General features: G+C 64.1%; 17 protein-coding genes and 1 tRNA gene. 13 read left to right on the forward strand and 5 right to left on the reverse strand.

The annotated features are described in order from the left end of the window. The first annotated feature begins 9 nt into the window (after positions 1–9). The gene (locus tag ABEI27_RS08440; protein WP_375798963.1) at positions 10–612 is read left to right on the forward strand and encodes a response regulator; all 603 of its coding nucleotides are present in this window, start codon (positions 10–12) and stop codon (positions 610–612) included. Between the two features lie 1,121 nt (positions 613–1,733). On the opposite strand, the gene ABEI27_RS08445 is transcribed toward ABEI27_RS08440, so the two are convergent. From ABEI27_RS08445 to ABEI27_RS08460, 4 genes are all read right to left on the reverse strand, one after another. Further along, the gene (locus tag ABEI27_RS08445; RefSeq protein ID WP_375798964.1) at positions 1,734–2,018 is read right to left on the reverse strand and encodes a type II toxin-antitoxin system RelE/ParE family toxin; all 285 of its coding nucleotides are present in this window, start codon (positions 2,016–2,018) and stop codon (positions 1,734–1,736) included. Further along, on the reverse strand, positions 2,011–2,292 hold the full coding sequence (locus ABEI27_RS08450; RefSeq protein WP_008307424.1) for a ribbon-helix-helix domain-containing protein: 282 nt from the start codon (positions 2,290–2,292) through the stop codon (positions 2,011–2,013). The genes ABEI27_RS08445 and ABEI27_RS08450 overlap by 8 nt, the downstream gene beginning before the upstream one ends. 355 nt (positions 2,293–2,647) lie before the next feature. Further along, positions 2,648–2,719 (reverse strand) — tRNA-Thr (locus tag ABEI27_RS08455). 95 nt (positions 2,720–2,814) lie between these two features. Next, positions 2,815–3,513 (reverse strand): hypothetical protein, encoded by a 699-nt coding sequence (locus ABEI27_RS08460; protein ID WP_375798965.1) that lies wholly within the window; start codon positions 3,511–3,513, stop codon positions 2,815–2,817. Positions 3,514–3,690: 177 nt separating this feature from the next. On the opposite strand from ABEI27_RS08460, the gene ABEI27_RS08465 reads away from it, so the two are divergent. After that, a complete protein-coding gene (locus ABEI27_RS08465) occupies positions 3,691–4,356 on the forward strand; it encodes a riboflavin synthase (protein WP_375798966.1) in 666 nt (221 codons plus the stop codon). A 61-nt stretch (positions 4,357–4,417) separates the two neighbouring features. On the opposite strand, the gene ABEI27_RS08470 is transcribed toward ABEI27_RS08465, so the two are convergent. Then, positions 4,418–5,422 carry a PrsW family intramembrane metalloprotease gene (locus ABEI27_RS08470; protein ID WP_375798967.1) on the reverse strand — a complete coding sequence of 335 codons (1,005 nt, stop codon included), beginning with the start codon at positions 5,420–5,422 and terminating at the stop codon, positions 4,418–4,420. Positions 5,423–5,648: 226 nt separating this feature from the next. Here ABEI27_RS08470 and ABEI27_RS08475 point away from each other — a divergent pair, with 226 nt between their 5' ends. The 11 genes from ABEI27_RS08475 (at position 5,649) to ABEI27_RS08525 (ending at position 13,964) form a co-directional block, all read left to right on the forward strand. Continuing rightward, a complete protein-coding gene (locus ABEI27_RS08475; protein WP_375798968.1) occupies positions 5,649–6,020 on the forward strand; it encodes a hypothetical protein in 372 nt (123 codons plus the stop codon). A 71-nt stretch (positions 6,021–6,091) separates the two neighbouring features. Beyond that, positions 6,092–7,597 carry a DUF402 domain-containing protein gene (locus ABEI27_RS08480; protein WP_375799088.1) on the forward strand — a complete coding sequence of 502 codons (1,506 nt, stop codon included), beginning with the start codon at positions 6,092–6,094 and terminating at the stop codon, positions 7,595–7,597. Positions 7,598–7,759: 162 nt separating this feature from the next. Next, a complete protein-coding gene (locus tag ABEI27_RS08485; RefSeq protein WP_375798969.1) occupies positions 7,760–8,989 on the forward strand; it encodes a translation initiation factor IF-2 subunit gamma in 1,230 nt (409 codons plus the stop codon). Between the two features lie 67 nt (positions 8,990–9,056). Next, complete coding sequence (locus ABEI27_RS08490; protein ID WP_375798970.1) at positions 9,057–9,440, forward strand: PIN domain-containing protein; 384 nt, start codon at positions 9,057–9,059, stop codon at positions 9,438–9,440. A 3-nt stretch (positions 9,441–9,443) separates the two neighbouring features. Next, on the forward strand, positions 9,444–10,022 hold the full coding sequence (locus ABEI27_RS08495) for a DNA-directed RNA polymerase (protein ID WP_089764849.1): 579 nt from the start codon (positions 9,444–9,446) through the stop codon (positions 10,020–10,022). Then, the gene (spt4, locus tag ABEI27_RS08500) at positions 10,023–10,220 is read left to right on the forward strand and encodes a transcription elongation factor subunit Spt4 (protein ID WP_375798971.1); all 198 of its coding nucleotides are present in this window, start codon (positions 10,023–10,025) and stop codon (positions 10,218–10,220) included. A 7-nt stretch (positions 10,221–10,227) separates the two neighbouring features. Beyond that, positions 10,228–10,761 (forward strand): GTP-dependent dephospho-CoA kinase family protein, encoded by a 534-nt coding sequence (locus tag ABEI27_RS08505; protein ID WP_375798972.1) that lies wholly within the window; start codon positions 10,228–10,230, stop codon positions 10,759–10,761. Positions 10,762–10,812: 51 nt separating this feature from the next. After that, positions 10,813–11,130, forward strand: a complete 318-nt coding sequence (locus tag ABEI27_RS08510) for a 30S ribosomal protein S24e (protein ID WP_375798973.1) — start codon at positions 10,813–10,815, stop codon at positions 11,128–11,130. A 30-nt stretch (positions 11,131–11,160) separates the two neighbouring features. Next, complete coding sequence (locus tag ABEI27_RS08515; RefSeq protein WP_375798974.1) at positions 11,161–12,756, forward strand: bifunctional N(6)-L-threonylcarbamoyladenine synthase/serine/threonine protein kinase; 1,596 nt, start codon at positions 11,161–11,163, stop codon at positions 12,754–12,756. A 207-nt stretch (positions 12,757–12,963) separates the two neighbouring features. Further along, positions 12,964–13,251: a DUF5808 domain-containing protein gene (locus ABEI27_RS08520; protein ID WP_375798975.1), complete on the forward strand. Its 288-nt coding sequence runs from the start codon at positions 12,964–12,966 to the stop codon at positions 13,249–13,251. Positions 13,252–13,337: 86 nt separating this feature from the next. Continuing rightward, on the forward strand, positions 13,338–13,964 hold the full coding sequence (locus ABEI27_RS08525; RefSeq protein WP_375798976.1) for a non-canonical purine NTP pyrophosphatase: 627 nt from the start codon (positions 13,338–13,340) through the stop codon (positions 13,962–13,964). Positions 13,965–14,093 lie beyond the last annotated feature (129 nt).

Here is a 14,093-nt window from a genome sequence, read left to right on the forward strand (position 1 = left end):
AGTAACACAATGGGTTACATAATCGAAACCGTTCTGATCGTCGAAGATGAGGTGACGCTCGCCGATCACTACGCCGAAATATTGAACACCAAATACGATGTCGTGACCGCCTACTCAGGTACCGAGGCACTCGAAGTCGAAGAGTCAGTGGACGCGGTGTTCCTCGACCGCAAGATACCGGGGCCGTCTGGCGGTGAAGTACTCGAACGGCTCCGAGACCGGGGTCACGACTATCCAGTCGCGATGCTCACTGCTGTCAGACCTGACTGGGATATCGTTGAGATGGGATTCGATGACTACTTACTCAAACCGGTGGGTATACAGGACCTCCTCAACGCGACTGAGCGACTCGAGACACTCGGAGCGATCGAACGAGAAGTGCGCAATTACATCCGGAAGAATATAAAACAAGCATCACTTGAGGGCGAAAAAGACGCGTCGAAACTCGCATCCAGTGAGGCGTTCGAGACGCTCAAATCGGACGTCTCGAACAGAAGCTCCGAACTTGGAGACGTCACAGCCGACCTCTCGCAGGCAGAAACCGAGTTGATTATCGATACAATCAGTCGAAACTTAGACTCGTCGAAGGGTGGCTCAACCGGCCGCAAGTAGTAGTGACGCTTCGAGATACCGCTACAGTAACCTTCTGATTCTACACCCACTTCGCATCACAGCCCGCGGGTGGAAACAGTCAGACTTGTCCAGTCGACTCTTCGCCGCAGGTCTGCTGTAAGCTTCGCCTTCTGACCGACCTTCAGTCCAGCAAGTATCTACTCCATCAGTTCCCGCACATACGCCCTGCTGCACTCTTCTACCGCTGAGTAAGACACTCCCGTGCTTCACTCGCAGCGATGACTACCCCCCATTATCGATTCTCGTCCTCATACCGTATGCCCCGTCGCGTTATTATCAGAAAACAGAAAAAATAGTGACGAAATTGAATGTCTCGCAGCCGAAACAGACACTTCTGTTAATTCGTATCGCGGCGAAAGGATATATGAAACACCGATGCTCACGTGTTCGATCCCCGATCACGGTGAACCACGGCAGCGACGCTAGAGATTCTGAAAACAACGGGAGAAGCCTAGGCCGGGATTTGAACCCGGGGTCTCGTCCTTACCAAGGACTTGCTTTACCGAGGAGGCCTTCGGCCCTGAAAGCGGCTACATTTGCTGCAAACGCCCCCTTTGCGCGCTTCTCATTTCCCTACTACCAGTGTTATTCATAAAAAATTGGGTATTCAGCCCCGTATGCCGTCTGTGGACACCAGCAAACGACAAACGTGTTCAGGTGAGCGTTGCCCTATTCGACACACCAGAATTGTGAACGGTGCTGTGCGGTTCATACGTGTGGCCCCACTTCATCAGGGGGAGTACCCCCGTTCGTTTCAGAGATACTGAGGTGAACCAGCTGGAAAGGAGCGCGTGTATATGTATCAGCGTCTAATTTTTGTACACCCCTATTCAAGCACCATCGCGGCGATGATGTTGGAATCATACTACTGTCTGGAGGCGTGGGCCGAATACCTCCCACGACTGAAGTTCGCCATCGCAGTGGGTATTGCGAGCGTCATCGGTGTATCTGCTGCAAGTCTGTTTTTCCAAGGAGTGAATACTGTCCACGCAGTGATGATGGGAGTTACGACGGTGGTCGTCTACTGTGCGTTTGACCCACGATAGACTCTCCCGCTGTACTTACCGAAGGCACTCCCCACATCGAGGGCGTTTCGTCGCTTAGTCGTCGTCAGCGGTGTACGCGCCGCCCCGACGCTTGATACGTGCGACGACGAGCCGCCCGTCGTCCTGCCGGAAGCTCACAGAGAGCCGGAACTCCCCGACGCGTATCTTCTTGTACGGGCTGTTCTGGAGCGGCTCACCGTAGTCCGGCGGGTCGCGCCACGGCGAGGAGACGATTTCATCGAGCTTGTCGAGTATCCGGTCTTGGTCGGCGGGGGACAGTCCGTCGAGGTCGTCTTCGGCCGTCGAGGAGAGTTCCCACGTCCACCCGTCGTCACTCATCGCTCGTGCCGAACCGCTCGCGGGCTTCCTCGGCGCTCGTCGTTCGTCCCTCGCGGATGTCCTCCTCGGCTTCGAGCAGGGCGACGAGTTCGTCGCGGTCGAACGTCGGGAACTCGACGGCGTCCCGAAGCGTGTACCGGATGAACTCGCTCCGGCTGTTGAACCCGCGCCCCTGCCACGTGTCGTCTATCTGTTCGAGGAACGACTCGGTGAGTTTGAAGTTGACCGTGGCGATGTCGTCCCCGCCGTCGTCGTTTGTGGCCGCTTCGGACATATAGACGTAATACGCTGGTCTTACCAATAGTGGTTTCGGCGGAACATCACTCGCCGCGTAACCGACGTGGATAGCCGCATCGAGAAGCAGTTGTATCAAATCCCCAACTAAAATTCAGTCATCCCTCTGTGAGTGTGGACTAGCGAAATCCGGGGTGTCACTTGAAGGGACGCGCCCCCAGTCGATTTCGGGTCTCATCCGCCGCTGTCTGTGAATTAGTTTGGTGCCCTTACAGTTTGACGAATCGCATTACGGCGAGGGATGCCTGTTTATCGAGAGAAGCGAATCTTGAACGGGTTTCGTTCAGATGAGTGTAGCCGGAAAAGTGTGCGCACAAGGAGTGTACGGCAGAAAGAGCCTAGGCCGGGATTTGAACCCGGGGTCTCGTCCTTACCAAGGACGCGCTTTACCGCTAAGCTACCCAGGCGCGTTTCCTCGTAGCCCGGATTCGTCTTTAGGCGTTTCGATTCGATGCGGTACGACGTCGAGCACAGAACGCGACACGTCACCGGGGGAGACGGCTCACGGGTCGGTCGCAGACGATGGAACGCGGTCGTCGGAGCTGCTCCCGAGCGCCGACAGCGAGGTGATCTGCTCGATCGTCGTTTCCGAGAGCGCCACGTCGGCCCGCTGAAGTTGCCCGTCGACGCCGGATTCCCGCCCCAGTTCGGCGGCATACTCGAGCAGCCTCGCCGACGGCGTCTTGCCGACGGCCGTCATCCCGGTGACGACGGCGAGCACGAACACGTCGGCCTCCAGATTCCGGTCGAGGGCCTCCCGGTCGGCGCCCTCGCCGCGGCGCAGCGTCTGATCGCGACCGAACGACCGCACCACTTCGACGGCCCGGTCGGCGGCGTCGGTCCGCGCGAGCAGATAGAAGCCACGAGAAACGAGTACGTCCGCAGCGAGGATTTCGAGATCGGCGTCGATGTCGCCGGCGGTGTCGTTATTCTGGGTTCGGAGCCAGGGCTCATCGTGCGACAGCGACCGGGTGAGTCGCAGGCCCTCGTATATCAGCTGTACCCCAGCAGCCCGCTCAGCGAGCCCGCCGGCGTCCGTATCCACTCCAGTCTCGGGTGCCCGGGCGCTCACCAGCGCCAACACGGCCGGTGTCATCGGCGCATCGGCGAGCCGGTCACCGAGCACTTCCTGCAGCCGGTCCGGGTGGATGTCGTCGATCGCCTCGCGCGCGGCGTCACGGACCCGCACGGCATCATCCATCGACGTGGACTAGCAACGGGAGCGGCAAAGACCTTTGGAAACCCCGTGGTCGACCCCTGGGCGTCCCCCGGATCGGTCCCCTCGACTCCTCGTCTGCCCCGGGACTGTGGCATCCGCCGTCCACTCGCCACGAACCGGTTCCGAGACGCTTTTGCGAACTGAGACGAAGAGGAGAGTATGTTCACTGGCATCGTCGAGACGACCGGCACCGTCGTCGACGCCACAGCGGACGAGGGCGGCCGCCGTCTCCGTATCGAACCTGACGTCGACGACGCGACGACGGAAATCGACTTCTCGGATCTTCACCACGGCCAGTCTATCGCCGTCAGCGGCGTCTGTCTCACTGTCGAAGCGTTCCGGATCGACCCGACGCCGTGGTTCGAGGTGTTCCTTGCGGCCGAGACCGTCGCGAAGACATATCTCGGCGAGGTTTCCGCCGGCGACCGGGTGAACATCGAACGCGCGCTCCCCGCCGAAGGTCGATTCGACGGCCACCTCGTGCAGGGTCACGTGGATACGACGACCGAGGTCACCGGCATCGAACGAATCGGCGACGACTGGGTGTTCGAGTTCGACCTCCCCGCGTCGATCGAGCGCTACGTCGTCCAGAAGGGATCGATCACGATCGACGGGATCAGTCTCACCGTCGCCGAACGCGGGGGCGGGCACTTCGGCATCGCGATCATTCCGACCACGTACGACGTGACAACGCTCTCGACGAAGTCAGTCGGGGACCCGGTCCATATCGAAGTTGACGTGGTCGCGAAATACGTCGAGCAGATGGTCTCGGGCTACGTCGAAGGTCTTGAGGACCGTCTCGCATCTAACGTCCGCGGCGAGTAGCCTGGCCTCGCACTCGACCCTGACCGACTCGATTCGCACTCGATCCAGACCGGCCTGGTCCTCACTCGAACTCCGTCATCTCCGATTCGAACTCCGACCCGTCGGCGGGGGGTGCGTGCGCCTGCTGATACGCGTCGCGGTAGCGCTGGATCTTTCGGAGCAAAAAGAGGCCGAAGATCCCGTCGTAGATGACCACGTAGATCAGATACGGCGCGATCCCCGAGAGACCGGTCAGGAGACTTATGATCCCCGTGCCGATCCCGACAGTCGTATTGTACGTCCCGTGAACGAGCGCAGCGAGCAGGATCCCCTTCACGACAATCGGACCGCGGTTGCCGGGGTTGTACTTCGCGAGTCCGAGGTAGTACCCCGCAATCGCGGAGTAGATCACGTGTCCCGGCCCCGCGAGCGCCCGGACCGCAGTGATGCCGCCGCCGACACCGATCAACCCCAGACCGAGGTCGAGTCCGTTGTTCGGGAGTTGTCGAGTGATGTACAGGGCGTTCTCGATGACCGCAAAGCCCAGGCCCGCCATCGCGCCATAGACCGCGCCGTCGAGGACGGCGTCGAAGCGGTCGTCGTTGTACGCGTACAGTCGGACCGCCAGGAGTTTCACGCTCTCTTCGACCGGGCCGACGATGAGATAGAAGAACAGCGCTGAACCGACGAAGCCCAGCAGTTGGAAGTACGGCCTGAGGGCGCCGTTGAGGATGGCCGCGAAGTTCGCGGTCAACACGCCGAGTAGAAACGTCGCAACGAGCAGCGACAGCGGCTCCCGCGACGTCACGTCGGTCGAGTAGACGTACACAGCGAGGCCGATCGCGGGGATCGCAGAGAGTACGGTGAGAACGCCCGTTTGCGGGTCCGTCAGAGCAGCGAGTCCGCCGATCCCGAGAAGCAGCAGAAACGCCACGAGGACGACGGCGATCCGGGCCGACCCGGCGATGACTTGCCAGAGAATCGACGACAGCCTGTCGATTCGGGTTCGCGTCTCCCAGGTCGTCACGTCGTAGAGGTCGAGCGAACCGTCCGAGGCCTTCTCGATCGGATCTCGTCGGTCTTGCATAAAACCCGATTGACAACCGTCTCACCTAACGTCTTTGGCGATCGAATCTCTCGGCACGCCGCTGCGTTTGCCGCTCCGCACGAAACCTGCACTCGCCCGCGACGAGTAAGATTATAACAGCGTGTGCGACTGATTGCATATCCGATCGCACGCGGTCGTGTAATCAAGTGAGCGAAGACTTGCAAACGCTAGTATAAACCGTCGGCCGTCCGTACCGCCGAGCACGATGCACTTCGATCAACGCACCCAGGCGGCGCTCCGAGAGGTCGGGCTCTCTAGCGAGGAGGTCAGCGAGGCCTCCGATCACGTCGTCGAGGCCGTCGAGCGCGACGCCGACCGGCTTCGGGAGTTCTTCGAGACCGACGCCGTCTACTCGGATATGGAGAAAGCGCACAGCGCCGCCGACGTCCACGAGCACGACGTGGCGTTCATCGATCTCTTCACGCACGGCGACGACCTCCGGGGGTACCTGCGCTTCGACTCCTGGGGGGTCCCCGTCGAGGGCGGCCGGATTCTCTCGACGGACGTCGTCGAACTCTCGCTCGGCCCGACGGTTCACGACCGCGTGCGGTTCGCTCGCGACGAGGACGCGCTGTGACTGCCGACGACCGCAGTGCCGACTCTGAGAGCGACGCCGCGGGCACTACCGACAACCCGCCAGCCGTCCGGATCCGCGGCATCTACACCACCGCCGTCACTCGCTTGCTCCTCGACGCCGGTCACGCGGTCGTCCAGGCTTCTGCGCCGATCCGTGAGCGGTTCGACGCCGAGTTCGGCGACGAGAGCCACGACGCGACCGTCGCAACGACCGACGACCGCCAGGGCGTCGGCCTCCACGGCGATCCGGACGCAGTCGACCGCATCGCGGACGAACTCTCTGCTGTCGGCCGCGACACCTTCGCGTGGGCGGACTCGACCCCTCCGGGTGCGGTGTTCGATGCCGAGGTGACGGAGACGCTCGGGTCCGGGGCAGTCTGCGAACTCGGCGACGCGGAGGGCGTTCTTTCCTACGTCAAGAGCGACGACTACCTCGACGTCGGTGATCAGATTCGCGTGCAGGTGCGCGAGAGCGCGCCGCCGTGGGCAGGCCACCGCGCCGAGTTGGGAACCGACATCCGCGTCGACGCCGGCCTCGCGACGCTCGTCCACGGGGGCGACGGGGTGACAGTCGAGACCCGCGACGACGCCGCCGGGCGCGAACTCGCGGGAATGACGGAGTTTCTCTCGACTTCCGTCCCCGACGGCTGGGGGCTGCAGTGGTCGCACGCGGCCACCCGAGCCGATATGGACGCGCTCGACGCCGCGCTGGAGCGCGCCGCGGACCGCGCTGAGTCGCTTACCGACGCGCTCGGGGACTCAGCTGACGGCCACGGCCTCGGGAGTCCAGACGACGGCGACACAACCCCTACTGGGTTATATCCGACAGGTGCTCTTGCCGCGCCGACGCGCGGCCGGTGGTTCTGGTTCGGCCGCGAGTCCCGGTTCGCGCTCGACGACGCGCGCCGGGCCGTGACGTCGACGATGCCCGGCCACCACCGCACGAAAGCCGCTAGCGAGGCCGCGAGCGCCGGCGTCGACCTCGCCGAGGCGCTCTGCGGCGACGGTGCCGGGGGAGGCCTCCCGGACGATAGCGACGACGCGGACAGCGCAGACGACACCGACGCGGACAACGCCTTCCCGTTCGACGTAGTGACCCGCCAGTTCGGTCCGGTCGAGGGCGACACTGTCGCGATCAAGCACGGCAAACCCGACGGGCGGGCGTTCTCGCTGGGCCAGGGGTCGGTCACCGAGTGGGACCCCGACGGCACCGTCGCCGTCGAGCGAACGCTCTCTGGCGGTGGGACGTACGACGCGCTCGGGACATCGCGGGAACGCGGCGACACCGCCTTGACGAAGTTCCGGGAGGGCCGCTGGTGGTACCCGACGACCTACCGCGGCGAGGACGGCGAATTGAAAGGGACGTACGTCAACGTCTGCACTCCGGTTGAGTGCTTCCCCGACGAGATCAGGTACGTCGATCTTCACGTCGACGTAATCAAGCATCCAGACGGCACGGTCGAGCGCGTCGACGACGACGAACTCGACGCCGCGGTGGCCGCTGAGACCGTGCCCGCTCCCGTCGTTGAGAAGGCGCGGGCGGTCGCTGCGAGTCTCGAACGAGCGCTCTCGGAGTGAGCGCGCCCGGAAAGCCCTGTTCACGCACCACACGATCGGCGGCGCTACGGCCTGTTTCGCCCGCATTCACGATTGTTTGTCCACCGTCCTGAGGCAAGAACAGCAACTTTATCAGTCGCTCGCGGCGAATTGCTCGCAAGATTACTCTCTAGGAGGTCAATGGTGACACGACAAACACAACAACCGGAGGTGAACATCGGACTCGTCGGACACGTCGACCACGGGAAAACGACGCTCGTGCAGGCGCTGTCCGGATCGTGGACGGATCAGCACTCCGAGGAGATGAAGCGCGGTATCTCCATCCGCCTCGGCTACGCTGACGCCACGTTCCGACAGGTCCCGGACGTGGACCCACCCGAATGCTACACCGTGGAAGAGACCGACCCGGGCGGCGAGGAGACCGAGGTACTGCGAACGGTCTCGTTCGTCGACGCTCCGGGTCACGAGACGCTGATGGCGACGATGCTGTCCGGCGCGGCCATTATGGACGGTGCCGTCCTCGTCGTGAGCGCGACCGAGGACGTCCCGCAGGCGCAGACCGAAGAGCACCTGATGGCGCTCGACATCATCGGGATCGACAACATCGTCATCGCGCAGAACAAGATTGACCTCGTCGACCGCGAGCGCGCGGTCGAATCCTACGAGCAGATCGAGGAGTTCGTCTCCGGAACCGTCGCCGAGGACGCTCCGATCGTTCCTGTCAGTGCGCAGCAGGAAGTGAACATCGACCTTCTGATCGACGCCATCGAACAGGAGATTCCAACACCCGAGCGCGACGAGGGCGAGTCGCCACGGCTGTTCGCCGCGCGCTCGTTCGACATCAACCGCCCCGGCACGACCTGGGAGGACCTCACGGGCGGCGTCGTCGGCGGATCGGTCGTCCAAGGCGAACTGACGACCGGTGACGAGGTCGAACTCCGACCCGGCCGCGAAGTCGAGGAGGGCGGCTCCTCCGAGTGGCAGCCGATCACGACCGACATCCGATCGCTGCAGGCCGGCAGCCAGTCCGTCGAGGAAGTCGAACCGGGCGGCCTCTGCGGCATCGGCACGGGCCTCGATCCGAGTCTCACGAAGGGCGACGCCCTGGCGGGCCAGGTCGCGGGTGAGCCCGGGACGCTCCCGCCGACGCGCGAGGGATTCACGATGGACGTCGAACTCCTCGATCGGATCGTCGGCGAGGACGAGGGCTCCGTCGAGGAGATCTCGACCGGCGAGCCGCTGATGCTTACCGTCGGGACCGCGACGACCGTCGGTTCGGTCACGAGCGCCCGGTCCGGCGAGGCCGAGGTGGCGTTGAAGCGCCCCGTCTGCGCCGAATCCGGCGCGAAGATCGCGATCAACCGACGGGTCGGTGCCCGTTGGCGGCTCATCGGGATCGGCACACTGCAGTGAGCCAACCGGCGCGGGACGAACCGACCGGAACCACAATCGGGCGCGACGACGCCCATTCGAACTGGAGATGACGACGGTGATCCTCGATACGAACGCGCTGATGATGCCGGTCGAACTCGACGTTCGCGTCTTCGAGGAACTCGACCGCCTCGTCGGGTCGGACGCCGACCTGGCCGTTCCACGCTCGGTCGTCGCCGAGTTGGAGAAACTCGCCGAATCCGGGAACGGCGAGGAGGCGACCGCCGCGAGCGTGGGCCGAGACCTCGTCTCGCGGTGTCGAGTCGTCGAGACCGGGGAGTCCTACGCCGACGACGCCGTGGTCGAACTGGCCACGGCGGACGGTGACTACGCGCTCACCAACGACAGGCCGCTCCGCGATCGATTGCTCGAACGCGGCGTTCGCGTAATCGGTTTAAGGGGTCGAAACACATTGGAGATAACAGAATCATAACGTATGTACAAACGGGTACGACTCAAAGACACAGTCGAGGTGCCGCCAGAGCACCTCGCGGACGTGACGCCACAGCGGGTCAAGCGGCTCCTGCAGGACAAACTCGAGGGACGGATGGACGAGGAGGTCGGGAGCGTCGTCAGCGTCGCCGACGTCCACGACATCGGCGAGGGAACGGTGCTCCCCGGCCGTGCCGGCGTCTACTACGAGGCGGAGTTCGACGCGATCACTTTCGACCCCTCGATGCAGGAGGTCGTCGACGGTGAGGTCGTCGAAGTCGTCGAGTTCGGCGCGTTCGTCGGCATCGGGCCGGTCGACGGGCTGCTCCACGTCTCGCAGATTTCCGACGAATACCTCGCCTACGACGGCGAGAACCAACAGCTCGCTTCGACCGAATCGAACCGCACGCTCAGCGTCGGCGACTCGGTCCGGGTCCGCGTCGTGACGAAGAGCATCGACGAACGCAACCCCCGCGACTCGAAGATCGGCCTCACCGCCAAACAGCCCGGCCTCGGCAAACACGGCTGGCTCGAGGCGGATCGGCAGGCCAACACCGCGACGACCGGTGCGGAGGGCGAATAGATGGCGGAGTCCCGTCTCGCCTGCCGGGAGTGCCACTACATCAACCACGGCGACGCGCAGGCGTGTGAGAACTGCGGATCGAGCAGCCTCACCGAAGACTGGGCGGGCTACGTCGTCATCACACACCCCGAGCGCTCGGAGATCGCCGAGGAGATGAACGTCAGAGAATCCGGCGGCTACGCGCTGAAAGTTCGCTAGTCGGCGGATGCTCACGCTCCCCGACGACCTGCGCGGCTCGTTCAAAGACCCCTTCGGCGACATTTACGAGGACGCCGACGCACTGCTCACAGACGTCGGCCGACCGATTGTCGCCGTCGGCGACATCGTCACCTACCACCTCCGAGAGGCCGGTCACGTCCCAGCCGTCGCGCTCGTCGACGGCCGGACCGAGCGCGAGGCGGTCGACGAGGCGATCAGCGACGCGCTTGCCGACCCCGAACACCGGCGGGACGTCGAGAACCCGCCCGGAGCCATCTCCGAGGGGCTGCTCGCCGCGCTCGCGGACGCAGTCGCTGCCCCGGAACCGATTACTATCGTCGTCGACGGCGAGGAGGACCTCGCGACGCTCCCCGCCGTTCTTGTCGCACCAGCGGGGGGGACCGTCGTCTACGGCCAGCCGGGCGAAGGGATGGTCGCTGTGGACGTCACGCTCGACGCCAAAGCCGAGATGCGCGCCCTTCTCGAACAGATGGCGGGCGACGTCGAGGTCGCGTTGACCACGCTCGGCGTCGAGGCCTGAGTCTTCGAAATCCTTTTACTGCTTTCCGCTGGATTGTACAACAACTGAACTATGGAAATCGACATTATCTCCGAGGACGCGAATCCGATGTTGCACCGGTCTGACGTCCGCTTCGAGATCGTCCACGAAGAGGCCACGCCGTCGCGGCTCTCCGTCCGTGACAGTCTCGCCGCGAAACTGAACAAGGATTCGGACGAAGTCGTCGTCCACGAGCTCGACACGAAGTTCGGGATGCGCAAGACCGTCGGCTACGCGAAGGTCTACGAGTCGCCGGACTTCGCTCGCGACATCGAACAGGACTATATGCTCGATCGGAATAAGATCGAGGGGGCCGAGGCCGACGCTGACGCCGAGGCCGAAGAGGCCTGAGTCGGCACGCACCCGACCGCGACTTTTTCGATGCGTATCGTCGGAATCGAGGGCACCGCGTGGGCCGCCAGCGCCGCCCTCTACGACACCGAAACGGACGAAGTACACATCGAATCGGACCCATATCAACCTGACAGCGGTGGGATCCACCCGCGCGAAGCGGCCGAGCATATGGGCTCGGCGATTCCCGAGGTACTCTCGACGATCCTCGATCGCGCAGTGGAGACGGCCGATGGACCGGGTCCCGACGTGGACGCCGTAGCGTTCTCCCAGGGACCGGGACTCGGCCCGTGTCTCCGTATCGTTGGGACGGCAGCGCGGTCGCTGGCGGGAACGCTCTCGGCCCCGCTGGTCGGCGTCAATCATATGATCGCACACCTCGAGATCGGCCGGCATCGATCGGGGTTCGACTCGCCCGTCTGTCTGAACGCTTCGGGCGCGAACGCGCACCTGCTGGGCTATCACAACGGCCGATACCGCATCCTCGGCGAGACGATGGACACCGGCGTCGGTAACGCGATCGACAAGTTCACGCGGCACCTCGACTGGTCGCATCCCGGCGGCCCGAAGGTCGAGCGGCGAGCGACCGACGGCGAATATTACGACTTCCCGTACGTCGTGAAGGGGATGGACTTCTCCTTCTCCGGGATTATGTCCGCAGCAAAGGGCGCTGTCGACGACGGCGTTCCGGTCGAAGACGTCTGTGCCGGCCTCCAGGAGACCATCTTCGCGATGCTCACCGAGGTCGCCGAACGGGCGCTGTCGCTCACCGGGACCGACGAACTCGTCCTCGGTGGCGGCGTGGGGCAGAACCGCCGGCTGAAGGAGATGCTCGCATCGATGTGCGAGCAGCGCGAGGCCGACTTCCACGCTCCTGACCCGCGGTTTCTCCGGGACAACGCCGGGATGATCGCGGTCCTCGGCGCGAAGATGTACGCGGCGGGTGACACGCTCCAGATACCGGACTCTGCCGTCGCTCCCGACTTCCGACCGGACGAGGTAGCGGTGACCTGGCGCGGCGACGCGGAGTCGGTCGTCCGCGACCCTGCGGTGTCCGGGACGATCCGCGGCGCCGAAGCGACGGTCACGATCGATGGGGATCGGGTAATCAAGCGCCGCGTCCCGAAGGAGTACCGGCACCCGGCGCTCGACGACCGACTCAGGGCCGAGCGGACCCGGGCGGAGGCACGCCTCACCAGTGGCGCGCGCCGCGCCGGCGTTCCCACGCCCATCGTCTACGATGTCGATCCTGCGGGAGGGACGCTCGTCTTCGAGCGTGTCGGCGACGCCGACCTCGCGGCGGCGCTCAGTCCAGACCGCTGCCGCGCCGTGGGCCGACACCTCGCGGCGATTCACGGCGCGGGGTTCGTCCACGGCGACCCCACGACGCGGAACGTCCGTGTCGGCGACGAACGGACCTATGTTATCGACTTCGGTCTCGGATACCACACCGATCATATCGAAGACTACGCGATGGATCTCCACGTGTTCGAACAGAGCGTCGCTGGCACGGCCACCGACCCAGCCCCGCTGTTGTCGGCCTTCGAATCCGGGTACGACGCCGCCGGCGACAACGCCGTTCGAGAGCGACTCCGCGACGTCGAGGGACGCGGCCGATACCAGTAGCTCGCGACGGCAAAATGGCGAACAGTCGGCACGTTTCTCTCGGAACTCCCCGCCTCGGTGTACCGAGCGACCGCTGCCCGACGCGGGACGACTGTCAGGTCACGGGGGTGCTGGTCGCCCGTTCGCTTGTAAACCCTCGCCCCGGCGGACCGGCCGACAGCCGTTGGATGCCCAAACGATTTATTACAGCCCGGCGTACCTGCGGGTATGGCAGACAAACCGAAACAGGGAGAGATCCTCGGGATTCCGTACAACTTCGAGCGACCGTCGCTCGGTCGGCTCCTCTCGTCGTACTGGCAGCCCGGCAAGGGGATGCTCGTGAAGAAGCCGTTCGGCGTCGGGTACACCCTCAACCTCGCGAGCTGGCGGTCGTGGATCGCTCTCGGCGTCGTGGGTGTCCTCCTCTGGCAGGAACAGCAGTCCGGCGGCGCCACGGAGGACGAGGCCGCCCAGAAGAGCGACGACGAGGGGCCAGTCGAAGTCATCGTTGACTGAACGGATTCCAGCCGGTGCGCGCTGAGGGGTCGGCCTTCCGCCCGAACCGACGGGACTTTTCTCCTGACGCGCCTCTCATCGGTCGAATGCTCCGATACGTCACGACGAACGCGGGGAAAGTCAGAGAGGCGCACGAGTACCTCGACAGGGTCGAGCAGTTGGACTACGACTACACCGAGATCCAGTCGTCGGAACTCGGGCCGATCGCTGCTCGCGGCGCGCGGGAGGCGTATCGGCACGCCGGCGAGCCTGTTCTCGTCGACGACGCCGGCCTGTTCGTCGAGGGGTTCGACGGGTTCCCCGGCCCGTACTCCGCGTTCGTCGAAAATACGCTCGGTATCGAGACGGTCCAGGAACTTGTCGCCGACAAGATCGACGCGCCCCGTCGCGCCGCGTTTCGATGCGTGCTGGCCTACTGCGACGGCGACGCCTTCGATGCGAGCCCCGACCCCGTCGACCGCGACGACCGTACGGTCGCCGCAGCCGCCGACTCCGATACCGACGGTGACGAGACGGCGCTTCCGGTGAAACTGTTCACGGGGGCGGTCCCCGGCCGGATCGTCGACCCCCGCGGCGAGGGCGGCTTCGGCTACGATCCGATCTTCGAACACGACGGAACGACGCTCGCCGAAATGACCCCCGAGGAGAAGAACGCTATCTCCCACCGCGGCCGCGCGCTGGCGAAGTTCGCGTCGTGGCTCGACGAGCGCTGACTGACACGAGCTGAACAGAATCTCCCACCGTATCGCACGACCGCCGGGACGTTTCGACTATCAGTTCTGAATTTTGGAAGCGAAGATTGATGTCGTCAGTCGATTCTCGCTGTGTATCGTTATCGATCA

The organism is Halobellus sp. (genome assembly GCF_042218505.1).
Classification (GTDB): domain Archaea; phylum Halobacteriota; class Halobacteria; order Halobacteriales; family Haloferacaceae; genus Haloquadratum.